At 39.7% G+C, this 25,081-nt stretch carries 1 protein-coding gene; it reads left to right on the forward strand.

Annotation, left to right across the window (positions count from 1 at the left end):
• Positions 1-57 precede the first annotated feature (57 nt).
• A complete protein-coding gene (locus tag RZ74_RS01055) occupies positions 58-24,939 on the forward strand; it encodes a DUF5776 domain-containing protein (protein WP_053949608.1) in 24,882 nt (8,293 codons plus the stop codon).
• The last annotated feature ends 142 nt before the right edge of the window (positions 24,940-25,081 follow it).

Here is a 25,081-nt window from a genome sequence, read left to right on the forward strand (position 1 = left end):
AACTGGGTTAATAGACCCAAAAAAATACGTCGTTTTTGCCGGAAGGAGCGATGATCTATGCAATATAATAAAAAGAAATTCACTAAAACAAATGATAAAAAAATAATGAAAAAAGTCAAAAAACAATGGGTAGTTGTTTCGGTGGCTTCATTATCAATGGTTGGTGCTGTTGCATATGGCACTGGATCAGTTAAGGCTCGTGCTGATAGTAACGAGGTAACTGCTCAATCATTGTCACCTACCGAACAAGAGGTAGCTGATAATACTAACAGTTCAAATACAAGTAGTAATCAACAAACTGCTAATCAACAAAATAACAGCCAACAAAGTAGTTCTGATAACGATGGTGGTTTATCTAGTCGTATGGGGAGTGCTTCTTCAAGTGTGGCTGCTTATAATAATACAGATCAATCACAAACTTATGCAGCTGCCATCAACCAAGGTGCTTCTGATGCTTATAATAAAAAGGGAAATAACGCGGCTAACTTAAGTGGCCAAGCCCAAAATTACTACCAAGCTAGTTATGATGGGGCTACTAGCGCCTTAAATGCATATAACAGTGCGACTCAAGGTCAAGGTGCTGGTACACAAGATTACACATTCTATGGAAATACACCAGCTAAAGTGTCCGGATATACTGGTGATAAATCTAATGGAGCTACTGGTAGTACTGGTGGTGTCGGTGGAAGTAGCATTGTTTCTAGTGGTGGTGGTTCAATTCCAACCACAGGATCAACCGGTTCAGACCTATCAGGTACTCCACAAGGGTACGGAACTCTAAGTAGTTCTGGCCAAGGTGGTGCTGATGACCCTCAATCAGCACTGAATTCAGCCCAAAATTACCAAAACATCAAGGTTAATAAATTAAACAGTGCTAATAATTATAGTGTTCAAACAAATGGAAGTGCAATCGGTGTACCAACCACTAATTCACAAGCCATTTTAAATGACCGTAAGAAATATGATCCATATGCAGGGTTACAAAATGCATTTAATCAAGGGGTAAACTATGCCCTCGCACAACAAGGTATGTCAGATGCTGAATCTGGTAAGTGGCAAGGTGTCGATTCATCAGGAAGCGGTAATACACAAGACTTTTACTACAATCAAAGTGTAAACAATAATATCGACTTGCATCAATCATCTAATCCATATGATCAAGCTTATATTGGGGCCAAAGATGCTATTGCTGCTCAATTCGATAATTTCAATAACTATCAAGGGAAAGTTTCCGCAATTAGTTCTTCAACATATGGAACAGTATACCTAAATGCTTATAACGATGTTGCCAACCAAACAAATAATGGAACAGCATTTGTCGCAAACGGTAATCAATTCTTTGCAGTTGCTATGGGTAACACTAATTTTTCTGGTGGTGGTACCATTCCTAATAACATCACTACAATTAAGTTAGTCAGTGATATTAACCTAAATGGGGTTTCTAATGGTGAAACAAAAGGTACTTATAATGGTAATGGAAGTCTAACTTTCGATGGTCAAAACCATATGATTGATATGCATGGACTAAGCTACAACATTAATAATGTTAGCCAACTAAAAATTCAAAATTTCCAAACCATCTATGATGCTAATTTTTACGGTCCATTTATCAATGCTCAAAACGGAGCTTCAATCCGTTATCGTAATATTAACTATGTGGGCCCTCAATTATTATCATCCACCAATAATGATGCTTATTTCTCAGGTAATGTTAATGTTATTATTCCACAATCAAGTGACTACTATTTCTCACCTTTTAATGGAGGGACAGGTATTTACATTGAAGGTGGTGGAAATCAAGAAAATCTTGAAGTTAATAACTTCATTCTAGAACCATATAGTAATTATTTTGGATCGATTGGTAATTCTGGTGGTAGTAATATTAATGCTCAAGGAAATGTTACCCTTGGCCAAGGTTCTAACATGACCGTTATGCCGGCTAATGGTGGACAGTCATCATTTAATGGTGGTAATTATGGTGTTTACTTATCACAACCAGGTGCTCAGTTAAACGTAAATAAAGACGCGACTTTAAATGTTATTCCAGTTAAATTCACGCAAGCATACTATGGTGCCGGAATTGCAACTAGTTCAAGTTCTGCAATTAATGTTAATGGAGGTACCATTAACGTTGAAGTTACTGGTCAATCTGGAACTTATAATCAACCCATTAACTTACAGGGTAGTACTAAATTCAATATATTGAATGGTGGTTTAGTTCAATTAAAAGTATCTAACCAAAACGCAGTTAATCCGTATTTTGGTTTCTTGACTCAAATAAATGGTTCTAATCTAAACATTGGTAACCGTGGTAATTTGGTTGTCCAAATTGTTGATAATACAGGGACATCAGGATCAGTGCCTGTCTATGGACAAGCACTTGTTGCTAATAATGTTGGTAGCAGTAAGATTGTTTTAACCAAGAATGATGCTACCAGACAGTTTGATAATTATAGGATTACAGCTTATACAGTTGCGGTTAACGGAACATCATATTATTACTTTAACCTTCCAGGTGGCTCTAGAAACTTTACAGCTGTTGATAGTAACGGTAATAAAGTATCAGGAACAATTACTGGAAATACTTTAGAAATTGACCCAATTCCTTCAATCACGTTTGCGGGTCCTATTACGCGTACCCAAAATGCTGATGGAACATCAACTATTAACGCTTATGCAAGAGTAACTAAATATTCTGCATCTAATGGACCAGTTTATGTCGGTGTTTATACCGGTAACGGAACTAATATTTCCAAGATGCAATTAATCAACGGTCAATCTGGTAATAATACTATTTTCAATAGTACTCAAACTGTTGATCCTAACTCTTATACTACTTCACAAACAATTAACTCTAATTACCAAGACGGTCAAATTATCCCAATTTCATTTAATTTACCAGCTAATGCTTCTACTGGATTTGGTATGCGATTAACATACGGATTAAGTACGGTTGATATGACCAGCGACGGCAATAGCTATACTGGTACTGTCGAAGGATATAGTGGTGGTAATGGACGAATTAGTCTTGATAATAACGGTACTTTTACTACTGATTCAGGAAGTGTTGGTACAGTTAACCAAGGGATCATTGATGGAATTACCGATTCTATTAATGGTAATAACAACGCTAAATCTAAACAAACATTTACTATTCAAACTAGTCCTGATTACTTAAGTGGATATCAAGGAGCGCAATTGGGATATTCTGCATTTGATAAAACACAGCCTGATCAAGACTACACTCAACTAGCTAGTTACAATAATTCAGATAACCCTGGCGCATTTATTAGAGGTTATCAAGAAGCTGCATATCAAGCAGGATTGGCTGATGCTAAATATAGCCGTAATAATGGAGCACAAAACTCTAGTTACCAAGAAGCACAAACAGAATACACTGCTGCATACCAAGCTTCTTTCAATGCATTAGGTCAAACAGCGCAAAATATTATTAATAATAATAACTTAGTCACATCCAATCTCGATGGAATGTCTGCTTCAGCAACTTATGCTGGAATTACAGATGGTCAAGGGGTAGCGGCTTTCTTTGCTGACGAAAAAAATGGTAGCAACATTACAGTTGGTAGCTTTAATGGAAACAATTGGTCAACAATTCAAAGTGATCCAAACCAAGTAGCTGCATATAACGCCGCTGCAGTTGGTTTTAACAATGCTATTAACTTATCGGATCCATCAGGAAGCAATCCAGATAGTAGTGCTAGTCGTGCAGAACAAGAGGCCTTCTTATACGGGAAGTCTCTAGTTAATGGTGCTCTTTCACAAACACTACCTACACAAACTAGCTCTGCTATTCCAAACTTAGCAGCAGGTCAACTAGGTTGGCAAGCTGAACAAGCTGGATATCAAGCGGTTCAACAAGCTGCTAAGCAAGCAATTAGTAACAAGCAAAATATTAGTAGTATTCCGGAAGCAAGTTACACAGATCCAAGTCAATTGGGAAGTGATAATTTCTCTGGAGATATCACAATTTACAAACAAGCTAAATATGGTGCATACCAAGCATTAAAGAAGAATTCTCAAGCAGGTTTGAACCAAATCCAATTAGCTGGATATATGAATACTATTATTCCATTAGCTACTCAACAAGGGATTTCTGATTTCCAAAATGGAACTACAACTGCTAGTTTAGGTAGTTTATGGGATCAATACTACAATCAATCATTTAATAATGCTCAATCTGCATTTAACCAGGGTGTGCAAGATGGATTAGCTGCCGTTCAAGCTAATAATCAAACCAGCAATGTAGGTAATGCTACTACCGCAACAGCTAGTGGTGAATCTTCATCATATCTAATTGGATATCAAGGTGCCGTTGATGGTTATAAAGCTGGGTTAACTGGTACTACACCAGCTGCATCAGGAACTACTAATGCATATCAAAAAGCTTATCAAAGTGGTATGAATCCAGCTCGTCGAGTTGCGGGGGCTAATGACTATGTAAAAACTGGCAAAGCTCAATCAAGTGATCAATACTACATGAATGGATATAGCACTGCACAACAAGCACAAAATGACGGGTACAGTGCCTACAACAGTATTACTAACCCTAACCCAACTACTAACAGCAGTGATGCTGCCTATGTGATTGGATTCAATTATGGGGTTCAAAATTCTAAGGATGCCCAAGGATTTATAGATGGTGCAAATGCATTTGCTAATAATGCATTAAACTCTGGAACCACTAATGGTTCTGCAAAATATCAATCTAACTATCAAGCAGGTTTTAATGCAGCTTATAACGGGGTATCTAATGGATTTAGAGGGGTTAGACCACAAAGTTTAGATACAACCACTAGAGATATTAATGGTGCCACAGCCATCGGTTATAACGCATTCTTCGGATCCAATGGTGTATTGGCTGCAATGAGAGCTCAGGATTTCAGTGCGCAAAATATAAGTGTTAGTTCTAATTATTCGACACCATTCAATGTGGCTATTGATGTCTTTAATATGCAAAAATCATCATTACAAAAGACTACTTACACTACTGTTTATAATCAAAACGCTCCATTAGCATCGTTGGTTAACTTCTTTGTAACTAACTCTATCGTTCCACTTTATAGTCAAGGTATTAATGCATACTTAACCGGTGGAGCAAAACCTACTAGACCTTTTGCTATAGCTGGTTATAGCGATGCCCAAGCGGGATTCAACCAAACAACTGGAGTACCAAATACATCATCAGGTTATCAAGCCGGTTTGAAACAACGTAATGACATGCAAAACGGGATTGCAGCTGCAATGAGCGATGCTACAACATCTAATCAACAAGCAGTTGCTGCAAACGCAAGCAAGCAATCTGCTGATTACATCGCTGCATATCAAGCTACCATTGCTGGTTATAACGATGGTACTTTAGGTACAAATACAGATTTAACTAATAAATCAAAAGTGTACAAACTTGCTTACCAATCAGCATTAACTGCTGGTAAATCACAAGCGGTTCAAGCTCAAAAAGACTTTGTATACGGTACAGTTAAGGATGCATCTGAAAATGATAAAGGTGCTGATAAGTTAAGTTATCAAGCAGCTCAACAATCTATATTTAGTGGGCTATCAGATGGTTTGAATTCTACTAATCAAAATACCAATTCCCAATATGCATTTGGTCAAAGTATTGCTAATCAAATTAATACTAAATCACCTCAAGTTGATTCTACTAAAGATCCACATATTACTAATAGCACCAGCAATGATTTGACCACCTATGTTAACAATGATATTCAGAATGCATTGGTAGATTCCCACGACGATGTCTTTGAAGGTAATGGACAATCTAAGGAAAGAACAGATGGTCAAGGAACTATTTACCAAATTTTATATACTCAATTGTATAATTCTCTTGAAGATTCATATAAACAAGGGGTTAACGATTTTAAAAACCAAGTCACATATACTGGAAGCTTCACCTACAATAACACTCCAGAATATAGCCTAGGTTATTTAAATGCGGCTAAAGGATTTGAAATTGGATTAACAGGTGACAGCAGTCAAACTAAAACAGCTGATTTTAGTACTTACTACAACACCCAAGGTCCAGCATATCAAACTGGATATCAACTCGGTCAAAAGTACGCATCTGAATACAGTACAGCTGTTAGTAAACAAGCAACATCTACAGATGACGTCATTAACGCTGTTAATGACGTATTAGGTAGTATTAAGACATCTGGAACTGCAGTGGATCCAGCAACCTCTAAGACCGCATTATACAAACAAGTTTATTATGTTGCTGCTCAAAATATGATGAAGTCATATATAAATGGATCCAGTCAATTCATTAATGGTGGTAGCAAAGTAGATTCTAATAATGCTAACAATATGTATGGGGATGCTTTCTCCACAGGTTGGCAAGATGCTAAGGATGGACTATTACATGCATTTAGTAAGGCTAATACGGCACCTAACGGAACTGCCCAAGCTAATGGATACACCTACGGACAAAGTATCTACGCTGGTGCAATGTCAACTAGTCAACCTGCGGATACAACTTCGATTGCATATAAGGGTTACGTGGCCGCTCAAGCTGCTTTAACTCAAGCCAAGAGTGATTATGAATCTCAAAAGACAGTTGACATCAATAATTTATCAATTCCATCAGGAATAGATAATGGTCAACAAGAAGCTTACAAAGCGTTCTATATTGGTGCTTACTATGCTTACAGTAAGAATGACAGTGACACACTACCATCCGATATGAACAATGATTTGAGTCAACGCGCTAGACAAGTGGCCAAGACCTCTGATCAAGCTTTCAATGGGTCACAAGCATTCCTTCACAATCAGGCAGATCCAAAAAACAATGCACAATTTACGACCGGATATAACTTAGCTAAAGATGGCTATGAAGACGGTCTTATTAATGGTGCCGCTAACAAGGATCAATTAACTAATGGTAAATCAGTCTACTATACTAGTGGTTATAACGCTGGAATCAATTACCACGATAGTTATGTAAAAGCGGCCAATAGTCAACCAACAGATAACACCCAAACCTACGCTGGAGCAAGTGCTGCCTTTAGCGCTTATATGAGTGCAACTACTGATGCTCAAAAAAATGCCTTAACTGATAAGTTGCTAGGTGGATCAGATAGTGGTGAATACGTCAATGCATACAATACAGCCTTGAGACAATCTCGTGATTCTACAACTCAAGGGGCTAATGACTTTATCAATGGTCAAGGCCGCGCAACACTACCATTTAGCAACACTCAGATTATTTACAATCAAGCATTTGCAGCAGCACAAAAAGGGTTCCAAGAAGGTCTAACTAATAGTGCTGCTACCAGCAATAATGCAAGTGAAACTGCTGGGATCAACGCCGCTAAGAACTACTCTGCAGGATATACTCAAGCCCTTTCAGATTCAGCTAGTGGAACTAGTAATCCAAATGCTCATCCAGAATTGGTAGGATACAAGGATACTATTCAAGCACTCCAAGATGCGCAAAATAATCAAGTAAATCCTAATAATACATCTCCAATCTATGCAATCGTCACTGCGCAAAAACTAGGGATGAATGATGCATTAGCTAAATTGAGTAATTCAACAGCTAACGCAGCTACTTTAGGTGATAATGATCCAGTAACTAATTCAGAATCACTTAGTGATGTTTCATACAAGACTGGCTACAACGCAGTAATCGAAGGATATCTAGATGGTGTTTCAATTACCGCAGGTAGTTCAGATCGCTACTATGCTTCACCAAATAACTCTAACCCAGCATATCAATATGGTTATTCCCAAGGTAATGTTATTGGTAGAAAAGAAATTGGGGCAACTGATTTCTTAGCAGGTAAAACTAATGGTGCTACTAGTGATACTAACTACACTACTGGTTACAATGACGCTAATACCGGATATGATGACGGGATTGCAAACAATGCGAAGTCATTGACTTCTAAGGAATACAATCGTGGATATGCTGCCGGACAAACTGCGCGTGCAGATTACCAAGCTGCTGAAGGTAAAGCTAACCCAAGTGCCAGTGATTCAACTTCAGACACTTACAAAGGGGTTGCTGACGCCATTGCAGCTGCTAAACAAACGGGTAAGGTAACACCAATTACAGTTGATGCTAACCATAGCGCCGCTTATGTTATGGCTTACAATAAGGCTGGAAACGATGCCACTACTGCTAGTCAAGCAGGACTAGCTGCTTTTAATAGTGGTCAAGTGGCTAACCCAAGTAGCCAAGCAACAGTTGCTAACCAAGCGGTTTACAACCAAGCTTACAACGATGCTACTAATGGATTTAAGCAAGGATTGAATCCAAATAACACGACAGAACCAACTGCAACGAATGTTAAAGTTGGATTTGATAAAGCTAAAGCGGTTGCTCAGGGTTACCAACAAGCAATGAATGATTACTTGGCTGGTAAGACTGATCCAACTGCTAATAATCAACCGGGTTATGCCGATACTATGAACGCATTATTAGATGCTCAATCCAACAATAGAAATGCAACTAACAATACACCGCTATATGCAGTTGTATACTCACAAGCCGCTGGTGCTAATGATGGTTTAGCAGCTGTGAAGAACAATCTAAGTACAGCCAATACCACTACTGTACCAAGTGATCGTCAATCAACTGTTAATGCCAACGCATATCAATCAGGATATCAAGGTGCTATTGACGGTTATAAAGATGGTGCAGCAAGCACTCAAGGAACCACAACCAACAAGGATACCACCCAAACTGGTAATCAAATTTATCAAAACACTTATACCCAAGGGAATAGCGCCGGTCGTCAACAAGCAGGTGCCAACGATTACACCAAGGGAACTGTTGATAACGCAGTGAAAGCTTCAGATAACAACTATGCTACTGGGGTCGATTCAGCTGCTAGTGGTTTTTCAGATGGTAAACAAGCTGGTCAAACTACAAACAGTCCAACTCCAACAAGTACTGATAAACCATATGTAACTGGTTTTAACCAAGGGGTAGCAACAGCTTCAGGGTCTAAAGAAGCGGTTCAACCTGGTTCAACTGATGAATCTGGTTTAACTGGGGATGCTAAGAACGCCTACTACGGTACTAAAGATGGTTATTTAGCTGGTGCTAACGCCGGATCAATTATGTCATCACTACCTTCAAACAACAAGGGTGCAGATTTACAATCCAACTCATACACTAGTGCATACCAAGATGCATATAACGATGGGGTAGCTAAGGCTAACTTAGGAGCGCAAAATGCATACACTGGTACTAAGGTTGCGGACTACGCTAACTGGAATCCACAACAACAAATGGCTTATGACCAAGGAGTAGCCAATGCTAATAGTGGATACAATCAAGCTGCTAACAACATCAATGCTACTAGTGCCACTTCATCTACTAATAATGCGCAAAATGCATTTAATGGTGCTAAATTAGGTTTCGCGGATGGAACTAATGGAACTACTACCGATGTTTCTAGCCAACCACTTGATTATCAAGTTGCATATGCCAAAGCTAAACAAGCAGCAGCTACTGCTACATCCCAAGGGGTAGCAAGCTTTTCAGCAAATGCTGGTGATACTACCCATGGTGACACAGATGCTGCTGGTAACGCTCAAAGTCATGGTTACCAAGCTGCTAATAGTGGGTACACTGCTGCTAAGAATAATACCGTTGATGCACATAATACGGATCCATCATATTTAGCAGGGGTTCAACTAGCTCATGATGTTCAACAAGGTGTCAAAGATGCTACTAACAACCCGGCTATCAGTAACTATCAAAGTGGTGATGCAGCGCAACAAGCTGCTTATGCCGCAACCGTTGCTGGATACAATGATGGTGTTAACGGTACTACTAACGGTGCCACACCAACTGGCAATAATGTTAGTCAATCCAAAGCTTATCTAGATGCATATGCTGCAGCTAAGCAAAATGGTATCAACCAAGCTGCTAATGGTGCTCAAGCATACATTAACAACACAGCTATCAATAATGGTACTGATGCTAATAGCGTTGCTCAACAAGCTGGTTTTAATAAGGCACAAACAGGATTTGCTGACGGACTAGCTGGTAATGACAATAGTCAAAACCCAAGCTATCAAGTTGGATACAATGCTGCTCAATCAGCTAAGACTGGTTTATCAGATATTGAAAACGGCAACAATAACGGTCAAAGTACTGCTGCTAACTCAACTGCATACAGTGCAGCTCGTACAGCATACCAAGACGCATTCACTGCAATGCAAAAGAATCCAGATGACACTAGTCAAACTAGCACCAATAATACTCCAGCTTATCAATATGCATACAATCAAGCTAAACAAGATTTGAATGCTCAATATGAAGCTGGTAAGCAACAATTTGTAAGTCAATACATTAATGGTCAAAATGCCGTTAATACAAATAGTGCTAAGAGTTCACAATCACAATCAATGATGACTCAAGGGTTCCAAGACGCTTTAGGTGCATTTAACGAAGCAATGCGTGGTGCAACTAAATCTTCTAAGAATACTACTGGTGCTCAAGCTGGTTTTGCAGAAGGTCAATTAGCTAACAAGGCAGTTCAACAAGTTACAAACGGCCAAACTACTCCTGACAGTAATTCTGATGTTTATTACCAAAAGGCATTTGCAGCAGCTCAAGATGCGCTTAGTGCCTTTAGTAAGAACCCAGATACAGCCGTTTCAGCACCAAGTACGAATACTAATGCTAATAATCCAGTTTACTCAGTAGCATACACTGCCGCTATTTACCAAATGAAGTCTAATTACAATAGTGGGGTTCAACAATACCTATCAGGTAAGACTCTTCCAAGTAATGCAACAGCTTCATTTACTACTGGATATAACGATTCATTAAATGGATTCCAAAGCGTGCTAAATGGATCAGGTACTCCTGATGCTAATGCTTATGGATATATTACTTCTGGTGCCAACCAAGGTAAGCTGGCAGGTCAAAGCGCATTAGCCGGATACAATGCAGGAATGATTGGCAATACTGCAACTACTACTGATCCAGTGCAAAATCAAGCTAACTTAGGAACTGTTGCTGGATACAAGGATGCTTTATCAAGTAGTAAACGAAGTGATTCTCAATTAGCAACCATGTCACTAGCTTATCGTGAAGCTTACAATAAGGCATACAATGACGTTAAGACTGCTGCAGACACTGGTGCTACAAACTTTGTGAATGGTAAACAAGTCGATAAGACTAACCCTGAATATGACAGAATTATACAAGGATACAACTTTGCCCAAAGTGGATTTAACTATGCGCAAAGTAATCCAAACGTCACTGCTAGTCAATTGACTGCAGATCAACAAAATAATCCTTCATTCATGCGTGGTTTCTACTCGTATGTAAATGCTATGCAAGGATTCCGTGACGCTCAAAACGCAACTAGCACCACCACTCCATATAACCCAACATACCGCGAACAACAACGTGGTTACAACGGTGCTATGGATGGTTACAGTGCCGGTGCAAACGGTAATGTTATAAACAATAATACCGGTGTCACACCAGCATATAACGCTGCATACGCATTGGCTTATCAAGATGCGAAAGCCAAGGCTTCTTTAGGTGCGGCCGATGCTAATGGAAATACACCAGCTCAAAATGTATCAAACTACAATGCTCGTCAATTAGAGGCTTACCATGCTGGACAAACTAATGCTAATAATGCTTATGTTCAAGCTAAAGCCAATGTTACTATATCTAATCCGTTTGTTACTGGAACAGATGCATCAGATACTTTTAATGGTGCACGAGCCGGATTCATCGCTGGATTCACTGGTAATGGATCAATCCCATCCGGTAGCAATGCCGTATATACATCTGCATATAACAAGGCGCTAGCAGAAGCTCAATCTAATGTCTCTGTCGGAATTAGTGACTTTGCCAAAAATATTGATGATAGTGCTAAAGCTAATGCGGTTGATGCTACTAACCAAGCTATTTACAATGGATATAATCAAGCAAGTGATGGTTACACATCAAAATTAAACGGAAACGTTGATAGCGCAAATAATAACTCAGCTTATCTAGCAGGGGTTAATATGGCGCAAGATGAACAAAATGGTTTGAATGACGCAATTGCTACTCCTACTAAGACACCATCTGGTAGTGCATCATATGTAACAGCATTTAATGCAACTCTCGCTGGATATGCAGATGGTAAGAACGGAACTACTGCTCACCAAACACCAACTGGTAATGATGTGAACCAATCTCGTGTATACCAAGACGCATATGCTGAAGCTGTATCTAATGCACAAGAAAATGTTACATCTGGAGCAACTGCATTTACTGGTAATACTGGTCAAGCAGAAACAGGTAATGATGAAAATTCACAAGCTAAAGCTTTTGGTTACCAACAAGCTAAAGCGGGACATGATGACTTCGTCGCCGGTAAGACTACCGCTCAATCTAGTGTTCCATCATACGTAGTCGGATTTAACGCTGCTAAGTCAGCTCAAGCTGGTTTAACTGATGCGCAAAATGGTACAAATAGTGGTCAAGCAAGTGCATTAGATGCGGTTGCTTATGGGGATGCTCAAACAGCATACAACGATGCCTTTACAGCATTGAAGAATAACCCAGATGATACTAATATCACACCATCTGCATCTAAATCAGTGGCATACAATGATTCATACGCTGCTGCCAAGACTTACTTGAGAGGTCAATATCTTGCTGGTCATCAACAATTTGTTGCTGAATACGCCAACGGTGCTACCCAAGCTGATCTAACCAACGTTACTTCAACTCAATCACAAACATTGTTCGCAAACGGATTTAGTGATGCAGTTGCGGGATATAATGAAGCAATTACAGCTAATAATATTAACGCAACTGCTAATTCATCTGATAATTCAGGTAAACAAGCCGGGTTCGCTGAAGGACTACAAGTCATTAAGGGTGCTAACCAAGTCGCAGCAGGACAATCAACTGATGCTAACAACAGTGATTTAATTTATCAAAAAGCGGTTGAAGCAGCTCAAACTGCTAAGACTGACTTTAAGTCTAATCCAGATGTTTCAGATAACGTTACATCTACTGATAGTAACTTCTCAAGCGCACCATATGTAAATGCGTTTAAGTTAACTATCGATCAAATGAGAACCAACTATCAAAATGGTTATCAACAATACCTATCCAACCAAGCTGTAACAACTAACACTACCGATGAATACAAGGCAGGGGTTAGCGATGCAACTAATGGATATAAAGATGCGATGAGTGGACAACCATCAGCAGGTCAGACTTCTGGTTATGCAGCTGGATACAACCAAGGTAGACAAGCATATGCTGGATACATGCACGCTTTAAACAATGAAAGCAACACTAATAGTGCAGGTGCCCATCAAGATAATGCTTATGCTGGTGCCCAAGCCGGAATTTCTGATGCAACAACTGCTAATGGTCAAATCAAGACTGATAGCCAATTAAGCGGTCAGTCATTCGACTACATTCAATCTTACAAACAAGCTGTTTCAGCAGCTCAAAATTCACGATCAAACGGAGCAACTGCTTACTTGACTGGTAGTGCAAGACCAACTGGGAACACAGCCATTATCACTTCTCAACAAAACGGTTATGATGATGCTCAAGCTGGTTATCAAGCTGCTACAAGTGGTTCCACCAAGGACATCCTTACAGCTGAACAACAATCTAATAAGGAATTCATGGCTGGTTTTAATTCTTATCAAGACAGTATGTCAGGTTTCAATGCTTACCAATCAGGTAACCAATTAGGTTCCGATGCTACAGCAAGTCAACAAGATGCCTATGCTGGTGCCCAAGCTGGATACCAAGCTGGAGCTAACTATCAAAGTGTTAACTTAGCTGGTAAATCACCAGCTTACGTAACTGCATTTAACAAGGCAGTCGAAGACGCTAAGAAGTACGCTTCACAAGGTGCTGCTGAACAATTAGGTGCTACTCCAGTCAGTGAAGATGGATGGACTACACCTCAAAAAGCAGCTTACGCAGCTGGTAAGCAAAATGCCCAAAATGGATACGATCAAATCAAATCAAACGTTAGTGCAACTAACAATAATACCAACCCATCAGATGCTTATGATGCATTTGCGGGTGCTCAAGCTGGTTTCAATGACGGAACTAGTGGTGGAACAACCGTTGATTTAACTGGTAAATCACCTGTCTTTGTTGCTGCCTACAAGAAGGCTCAAGCAGAAGCTGAAGATGCCGTTAAGAAGGGACAAGCGCTATTCCAAAGCTCTGGTGTTAACACCACTATTTCTGGTAAAGATGCATTGAGTGTCGCAACTAACAATGCCTTTACTCAAATGAAAGCTGGATTCGATTACTACAATGCTCATAAGCAAGATGACAGTAGTAACCAAAATCAGTCATATCAAGCCGGAATTGAAATGGCGAAGGAAGTCGCCCAAGGAATCGCGGACGCGCAAAGTAATGCGAATAATCCTAACTATACCGGTTCAGCTTCTCAAGTCGCTGCCTACAAAGCGGCAGTTGCTGGATATTCTGCATCAGTTAATGGATACAGTGATGGTTCACACAACGTGAATACAAACAGTACCCCATCTGATAAGACCCAAGCAACAGCTTACAACTACGTCTATGCACTATCATGGACTAGTGGTCAAAGCGATGCATTGCTTGGTGCTCAAGATTATGAAGCAGGTAAGACTAATAATTATGACCAAGGGGTATCAGGACGTGCTAAGTCTGTCGGTTTTGAAGATGCTAAGCGCGGTCATGATGATGTTATTAACAAACAACCAGCTAGTGGTAATCTTACTGATTCATACAAACTAGGTCGCGATACCACGAAGGCCGCTCAAAGTGCATTAGTGGATGCGGTTAATGGTGTTAATAATGCCTCAACTAGTCAATTTCAGAGTGCTTATAACGATGTGCAAACTGCATATCATGATGCTGCACAAGCAATCTTGGCTAACCCAGACCATCCAGCATCAATGGCTAGTGGTAAATCAGTGCCATATCAAGATGCATATCAATCAGCAATTGATTTATTGACCAAGCAATACCAAAACGGTCGTGATCAATTTGCTAGTCAATATGCAACTGGTAATGGTGCGGATACTAATTCTGTTGCATCTGGTGATGCTAGAAGCGTTCTTCAATTGGGTTACAACGATGCATTAGCTGGATACCAAGAAGCAATTACTGCTAATAGCACTGCGGCACAACCTAATAGTAGTGATAACCAAGCTAAACAGGATGGTTTCGACCAAGGTATTATTGCCCTTCAAGCAGCCCAAAACGTGGCTAATGGTGAAGTTCAACAATCACAAACGGGTCCAATGTATACAGAAGCATTCGCAGCTGCTACCCAAGCTGCGGCTGCTATGCATGCTAACCCACAATCTTCTGACACAGTTGACAATAGTAATCAAGTTTACAAAGATGCATACAAGTATGCTATTCATGCAATCCAAACCCATTACAACCAAGGTGCTCAAGACTTTTTGGCTAACCTAAGTCAACCAAGTGGGACTACTCAAGCTGATATTGATGGTTACAACAATGCGAAGACGGCTTATACTCAAGCAGTTCGTGGAGATTCAACTACTACTTTGAGCGATCCACAAAGTCAAAATGCATTTAACGTTGGTAAAGAAGTTGTTACCGGAGTTAGATTAGCTATTAACAAGGGAACTTTAGATAGTACTGCGAGTGCAGCTGAAACAGATGCATTCAATGCAACTTCACAAGCCTACCAAGATGCTAACAGTAATACTAAGAGTATGATTGACCACCCAAGTTTGGCATACACCACTGCATACAACTATGCTTTGAGAAGAGCTAATAATGAACGTAATGCAGGTGCCCAAAGTTATGTTGATAATAATAATTATCAAGCTACTGACAAGACTTTAACCGCTGAAGCTCAAAACAATGGAGCTCAAGCTGCTAAAGCTGGTATTCAAGATCAAAAAGATAATACAGGTACCAATGCAAATACTGATACAGCATACCTAATTGGTTATAACTCTGTTTCAGGAGCAACTGATGGTGCCAATGATGCTAAACAAGGTAAGACTCAACAAACAGACTTTACTGGTAAGTCTCAAGTTTACATTGAGGGTTACAATGCTGGATTTACTGGAACACAAGACGGATACGCTGCTGGTCAAAATGATAGTCCAGTTTCCAGTTTTGATGGCAAGTCTCAAGCATACAAAGATACCTACAACAACGCATACAATGATGCAAAGACTTATGCAAATGCAGGTGCCGTTGATCAAATGAACGGATCCCAAACTCCATCCATTACAATCACTGCCGGTAATACTCTAGAACAAACTGCATATAATACAGGTAAGGCTAACGCTAATGATGCTTACCAATACGCTCACGATAATGTTAATAACACTAATAAGTACACTTCCGGTACAGACAGTTATGACACATTCAATGGTGCGCGTGATGGATTTACTGCTGGAAAACTCGGTCAATCCAGTGTGACTCCACAAGGTAGTACACTATATCAATCTGCTTACAATAAGGCTAGACAAGTTGCAGCTCAATCAACTATCAATGGGATCATCGCATTCCAAGCATCTAGCTTGAATCAAGATGCAACTATTTACACCCAAGCTTTAAATAAGCAAGATGTTGAAAGTGATGCCTTTGTTAACGCTTATCAAAAGACTAAGGCTGGATTCAATGCCCAAATGGCAAGTTCTACCGACTTATCATTATCAGATACTTCCGAGTCTTCATACAATGCTGGAATTATAATGGCTAAAGACCTTCAACTAGGAACTTTAGATGCATCTAACAATCCAAGTCGTTCTAACTACCCTGGAACTGCTACTCAGATTGCCGCATACTATGGAACTCGTGACGGATACAATGATGGTAGTCATTTCAATACAACAACTACAATGTACACTTCATTGGCTGTTCAAACTTATGCTTACCAATATGCATATCAAAAGGCTAAGGCATTAGGAGCAACTAATGCTTTAACTGGAGCTAACACCTACATTCAAGCTGATGCGCAAAATACAGGTGTCTCTGCTGATGCACTAGCTCAACAAAGTGGTTATGCCGATGCTAAGGCAGGACATGATGCCTTTAATTCAGGATCTACTCAACCAACCACTAGCACTGAATCGGCTGCATATATTGTTGGATACAATGCTGCAAAAGATGCCCAAACAGGTGCAACTAACTTTAATGCTTTAACTAGTGATAAGGTTTCAAGTACTGTTACTGACACCACCGTCAATGCTTCACATAACCAACTTGATGGTTTCAATGGTGCAAGGGATGGTTACCTAGCAGGAATTACAAGACAAACAGCATTGATTTTTGATACTAGTTCTGGTCAGTCTAGAGCATATCAAGAACAATACAATGCAGCTTACAGTACTGCTAGATCAACCGCACAAAGTGGTGCTACTGCATGGTTAAGTTCATCATCAGTTGATCAAACTAATTGGACTCAAGCGCAAAAGAATGCTTTTGCATACGGGCAAACAATTGCCCAAACAGCTTACAACGATGCATTAAATAATGGATCAGTGGTTAACGGAAATACTATTAATAATGATAGTAAGTACACTACTATTAACGACGCGCAAGATGCATACCAAGGTGCTGAAGCTGGATTTAGTGATGGTAAGTTAGGCAATAATAATGCGCCAAGTTCTATCACAAGTCGTCCTGTTTACTGGACTGCATACCAAAAGGCTCAAGTAGCTGCTGTTAATGCTGCTCAAACAGGTGTTGCCAACTTTGCTAAAGGAGATTTAGCTAGTGAAACTGCTAGTCAAAGTGATCAATTATCAGCTGCCCAAAACTACGGTTTTGCTCAAGCTCAATCTGGCTACAATGATCGTATTAGTGGTAATAGTAATGAAAACTCTAATAACGTTTCATACGTTTCTGGTTTCAACATTGCTAACGATGAAATCAATGCAATTAATGATGCAGCAAATGCTAATACTAGCAACGCAACGACTACCAGTACGATTTACAACCAATCAACATACAATGCTGCATATCAAGCAACTGTTAATGGATATAACGATGGTAGTAAGAGTATTTCAACTAATCAACAACCAACTGATACAACTCAATCATTGGTTTACACTGATGCATACAATAAGGCTAAGTTAATTGGTAATTGGGCTGCTAGATCAGGTGCTATGATTTATAGCCAAGGTAGTTCAGCTGGATCTGACACTTCTGCTCAAGATATTCGTTCTAAGGCATTCCACCAAGGTTATAGTGATGCGCAAACTGCATACAACAATGCGTTTACAGATTACACTACTACCCAAGGTGCGGGGTTAGATAATTCTACTCAAGCCTACAATGGTTATGCTGATGCAATTAAGGATGTTGTTTTAGGAAATGTGGCTAAACAATTAGGTAATATTTCTGTTTATAACGCTGCATATAATAGAGCAATATCTGATGCACAGGCCATTACTAGAAAAGGTGCACAAGATTACTTTGCTACTAAGCAAAACCAAAACACTAAATCTAATACTGACCTATACAGTAAAGGTTATACAGATGCCGCTAATGCCTATGCTGCTGCGGTAGCAAGTCCAACAAATGAACCAGCTACTTATGTAGCGGGTAGCAACGCTGACGTTGTTTACTCAGGGGCTGCATTAGCCTTTAACGAAGTTGCAATTAATAACACTAACCTTGGAACTAACGGTAATACTAATCCTATCTTTATTGCTGCATATCAAAAGGCAATCGGTGAAGGAAGCAGATATGCTAACCAAGGTGCGGTTGCATATGGTCAATTGAAGTTATTAAACGAAGCTGTTAATGGCTATGGTAATCAAGTTGGTTATTCAGTTGCCATTGTTGCTGGTTACATTAATGCTCAATCCGCATATACTGAATCTCAGACCAATAAAAACGAAACTAACAATGGCAATTCTGCATATGATCAAGCATACCAAGGTGCTGTTACTGCATTTAATGATGTTATTAATAACACTAATAAAGGTTCTGCTGGTCAAAGTGAAGTCTTTCAAGCTATGTACAACCGTGCATTAAGTCATGGTAAAGCATTGGCTAAACGAGGTGCCGTTGCCTTTGGAAATGGTAAAGTTCAGTTGACATCAACAGATACTAATGCTGCAATGTTTAATACTGGTTACACTGATGCTCAGTCAGCATATGCTGCTGCACAAAGTGATCCAAGTCAAAGCCAACAAAATGGTGGTACTGCAAGCAGTACCCAAAGTAACTACAACAATGCTTACTTAGGAGCTGCTGCTGCCTTCAATGATGTTGCTAATGGTACTACCACTAACGTGAAGAATGTTGATAGTCTAGTCTTCCAAGCAGTATACGCTAAGGCTTACGCTGTTGCTCAATCCAACGCCCAATCGGGTGCAACTGCTGCAATGCAATTAAGTCCAAATAAACAATCAGGAATGGATCAATTAACTGGTCAAGCTGCTAAGAATGACTTCAGTCGTGGATTTGATGATGCAATTAAGGGTTATCAAGAAGCTCAAGCCAATATATCTGATTCTGCAAATCACGGAACAACTTCTAACTTGGATAGTGCATACCGTGGTGCTGCTTCATCCTTCAATGATGTGATGAATAACACATTATATGCAAGTCAAAAAGCAGATACCAGTCCGGTATATCAAGCTGCCTATACTAAGGCGCTAGCTGAAGCTAGATCGATTGCTAATAAGGCTGCTGCTGATTACTCTAAGGGTAAGGATTACACAGACACCCAAGCAAATGATGCTGCAACTAAGGCATACACCGTTGGTCGTAGTGATGCAATCAAGGGTTATCAATCTGCTTTAGCTAACCCTAGTGATACCAGTTACGATAGTCAATCTAATGAAGATGAGGTCTTCAGAGGAACAGTTGATGCCTACACTGCCGTTTCTACACATAAGACTAGTGATGCAGGTAAGAGTTCAACAGATACTAACCAAGCCTACACTGCCGCTTATGATAAGGCCTTTGCTGAAGCAACTACCTTTGCTCAAAGTGGTGCAACCGACTTTGGTAATTCTGTGGACCTAAGTGTTGGTAGAAATAACCTAGGTACTAATCAAGCAGCTAAACTAGTTTATGCAGTTGGATACCAAGATGCTAATAATGGTTATCAAGCAGCACAACAAAATCCATCAGATCAAAGTAACCACAGTTCAAATAGTAATTTGGATGAAGCATATAAAGGTTTTGCCGCTGGATTTAATGATGTAGCTGCAACTAGCTTGACTCATGCAACAACTGATAATAGTTCGGTATATCAAGCTGCATACCAACGTGCTGTTAAAGAAGGGAAAATTATTGCTACTAACGGTGCACAAACTTCATTCTTAGGTGATGCAGCGGTTCAAAAAGCAATTGATGCATATGGTAATAACCAAGCAGCAATCAACATGTTTAACCAAGGTAAAGCTAATGCTCAAGCAGGTTATACTGCTGCTGAAAATAGTCCTGACGATTTACCAAGTCAGCATGCTACAGGTTCAGATTATGATGAAGCTTACAATGGAGCTGCTGCTGGATTTAACGATGTTGCCAACCATTCAATTGGTAGTTCACAAACTGTAGATGCCAGCCCAGTATATCTAAATGCGTACAACAAAGCCGTTTCAGTCGGTCAAGACTATGCAAGTAGAGGAGCGGCATACGCAAGTACTTCGAATGCTAATCCAAATACTGCTACCGCTAACATCACTCAACAGTCATTAATTAATGCTTTCAATACTGGTTATACTGATGCAGTTAATGGATACAACGAAGCAGTTCAAGATCCAAGCAAGAGTTTCTTGCACAATAGCGGATCAAATACTGATAAGGCATACTTGGGAGCTGCCGCCGGATTTAATGATGTTGCAACTGACTCGGCTAATGGTAAGAGTCGAGATATTAATAACGATCCAGTAAGTACGGCAGCTTACGATAAAGCTTATGCTGATGGATTGACTTACCAAACCCAAGGTGCAGCTGATGCTGCTAAGGGAACTAATAGTCAATCTGGTTTGGATAAACTTAACAACACTCAAGCTTACTATGATGCATACTATCGTGGTTACACAGACGCTAATAATGGATACACATTAGCTCAACAAAACATCAGTGATGGTGCAAACCACACTAGTTCTAACAATGTAGATAGTGCTTATCAAGGTGCCGTTAACGGATTTAATGATGCGATGAATAATTCCAATGTCCATCAAGATGACCATGCCAACGTTGTTTATCAAAACGCTTACAGTCAAGCTAAGTCTGAAGCACAAAATATCATGAATCAAGCTACTGCAGACTTTAACGCTGGTTTGAACCAAACTACCCAAGCTCAATTGCAACCAAATGCAACTGATAAGTTGGTATACAATACTGCATATCAAGATGTGCAAACAGCATATCAATTGGTTCAAACTAGTGGTGTTGATGACAATAATCATCAAACTGATAGCATTGCCGATCAAGAATATCGTGGTGCAATGGCAGCTTACCAAGATGTAATTAATGGAACACATAGTGCACACGCTAACACCGAAACAACAGCTATTTACACAGCTGCTTATGCGAAGGCACAAAAAGAAGCGACTGAATTCGCATTAAACGGGGCAAGCAACTACATTCAATCTGGTGTTACTAACACTCCAAATCAAAATAACGCTGCTCAAGTGAAGGCTTACGATAAGGGTGCTAATGATGCTGCTCAAGCTTACCAAGCTGCTCAAAGTGATTACAGTAAGGCTAGTCAACATACTACTAATAGTAATTACGATGTCGTATACAGTAATGCTGCTCAAGCATTCACAACGGTTGTTGCTAACCCAATGACCACTACCAAGAGTGGTAACGATTTGGCAACCATTGCTTACAATAAGGCAGTGGTAGAAGCAACCTCAGCTGCTAAACGTGGTGCACTAGCATTCGTTAATGATGATACTGAAGCTCATGAAAACATTAAGGCTGATCAGGATGCGTTTAATACCGCTCATCAACAAGCGCTAAATGGTTACACTGATGCGATGGCTAATTACCATGATCAAGCTAATCATGATGGTAGTTCATATCAAGATATCGTATACAACGGTGTTGTTAACGCTGTAACCGACGTCTTGAATAGAGGTGGAGCAATTAAAGCTAACGCTAGTCAAGATGTTAAGAATAGTGCTTACAATAAAGCCTTGAATGAATTACTACCAATTGCTAACCAAGCTGCTGACGATGCGGTTAATCAAAATAATAATGCAACCAGTTATGGTAGCAACCAATCTAAAGTGGCTGTTTATAACGCTGGTCACACTGATGGTACTAATGCATACAGTGACGCACAAAGTGATTACAGTAAGGCTAGTCAACATATGACAAACAGTAATTACGACCGCGTTTACCGTGGTGCAGCTCTTGGATTCAGTGATATTATTAATCGCAATCCAAACAGCAACCAACATGTTGATAGTAATTCAGCTTTTGCCGATGCATATAAGCGTGCCAGTCTACAAGCATTTACTCAAGCACATAATGGTGCAATTGCTGCTAACACTAATAACAAAGAAACCGACTTTACAACTACGGTTGATAAGGACGCTTACAACACTGGTTATACCGATGGTCAAACTGGTTACAGTGATGCTCAACGTAACCCAGTTAGTCCAGATCATCAATCTGGTTCTAACTTAGACATGGCATTTGCTGGTGCAGCAGCAGCCTTTAATGATGTTGATCACAACACATTAGGCAATCATCGTAGTGATAATGCCGATATGGTATATCAAAACGCTTACGATAAGGCATTAGCTGAAGGTAAGCAAAATGCTAACGATGGGGCAACTGCATTTGGTAATAGCCATGTGCTAAGCGATGATACTAAAAACTTTAGTGATAATGCTGCTAAGGTCATGGATTACAGTCGTGGTTACAATGACGCTGCTAGTGCTTTTGCGGATGCCCAATCTGATCCAAGCAAGATTAGTCAACATCAAAGTGATTCTAACTACGATGTCGTTTATCGTGCGGCCGCTAATGCATTCAATGACATTGCTAACCATGATGTTAACAAGCATCGTAACGATTCAACAAATCCAGCATATGTTCCTGCGTATGACAAGGCTTTAAATGCTGGTAAGACTAATACCCAAAATGGGGCATTAACTTACCTAACTAATCCAGCTGATTACAATGATCAAATGGATAAGTTAGCCACTCCAGCTGACAAGAATGCTTTTGAAACAGGTTACAACGACGCTAAACAAGCATATGAATTAGCCCAATCTAACCCACTATTGCAAAGTCACATTGACCAAACTAATGGCGATGAAACTTATCGCGGAGCCGCTGCCGCCTTTAATGATGTTAAAGATGGCACGATTAACCAACACGCCAATAGTGAAGATAGTCCTGTTTACCAAAAGGCATATCAAACAGCTATGAAGGCAGCATTACAATCATTACTAGATGGTGCTAATGAATTTAATGCCAACCAACCAAACTCAGGTAAGAGCGGTAGTGCTGATGGATTAGACCATAATAAGGGATATCTTGATGCACAGGCTCAATACAAAGATGTATTGACCAAACCAGATGCGCAACTACCTGACAACTATAACCAAGCCCAAAAGATTGGTTATGAAAAGGGACAATCTGTTCTTGCTGGTTTGGTCGACGCAACTGCTGGGAATAAGCCAAAATCGGATGATCCAAATTATGTATTAGGTTATAATTCAGCGCAACAAGCGATTAAGGATGCCACTAAGTTTGCCCAAGCTAATAAGAAGTTAGACGACGTGAGTCAACTTCCTATTCCAGATGGCGTTGACCCAGATGCATATCGTGAAGCTTTTGCTGGAACACTAGCCGGATACACAGATGGTTATGGATCAAAGAACAAGAAGCCAAGCGAATTAGGTCCAGCATATCAATCAGCATACAATGCCGGATACAAGAAGGGACAATCAGATATTCCAGTTCCTGATACTAATGAACAAGTGCCAAATGATTTCTTGTACAAGCAAAAGAATAATTACTTTGCTGACCCTCAAGCTCGCCAAAAATATGACCAAGCATACGAAAGTACTAAGTCCGGATTCACAGATGCAGTTTCTAAGAAATTAATTAGTGATTACGGTTCTGACTACTACATGACTGGTTATAAAGCTGGCCAAACAGCTCTAGAAGCAATCAAGGAAGCTAAGAAGAAGACAACATTAACCCATGACCAACAATTAAAACTAGGTGGTCAAGCCTTTGCTAAGGGATACTCTGGTTATCGTGAAGGGGTTAAGGCTGCTAAGGAAGCTGCTAAGACTCACAAGCCATTAACTAAGGAACAATTAGCTAAGAAGGGTGAAGTCTTTGCTTATACTTACAAACTTGGTTTCAAGGATGAAAGTAAGGTCCAAAGTGATAATGGTACTAAGGCAGGTATTAAGCAAGCAGGTAAACGTAAGTATATTCCTGCAAATATTGCCAAGAACCATTCCGTTGCATACTCACGTAGCTATGTCAAAGCATACAAGGCTGAATTTAAGCGTCGTATGCCTAAGTACATTTACAACGTCAAGACAATCTTCGTTCATAATAAGGTTAAGTTTACTAACAAGACTCGTGTTATGAAGTATGAATACTCAAGTCGTAGTAATGCCCAAGTCTTTAAGGTTATCGGAGTGGCATATTATCGTAATGGTGTGCCAAGATATATCGTTAGAGGTGGCGGAATCGTGACAGCGGGATCTAGTGTTCAAGACGCTTACTACCGTGGTTCAACATCTTCTAAGCAAACTAGTAAGGTATACCGAGTAATTAATCCAAAGGGTGCATACATCCATTCTGGATTGAAGTACTCAAAACGTAATGCAGTTAGAAAATTCCACTATGGACAACTTATCCATATCAAGAAAGTTGTTAAGTACCATGGACTAACAAGATTCTACGTTGGTCCACACAAGTACTTCACTTCTAACAAAACGTTTGTTAAAAGAATTAAATAGGTAAAAGAAAAGAGTTCTAACTTCTTAGTTAGAACTCTTTTTTATAATTAAAATATAAAAATGTTTAAGAATTTTATACGTTTATAAACATTTAGTTAAGATTTGTTTAAGAACGTTAACCTATCTGTATATTAGGTTTAAA

The organism is Apilactobacillus apinorum (genome assembly GCF_001281175.1).
In the GTDB taxonomy this organism is placed as follows: domain Bacteria; phylum Bacillota; class Bacilli; order Lactobacillales; family Lactobacillaceae; genus Apilactobacillus; species Apilactobacillus apinorum.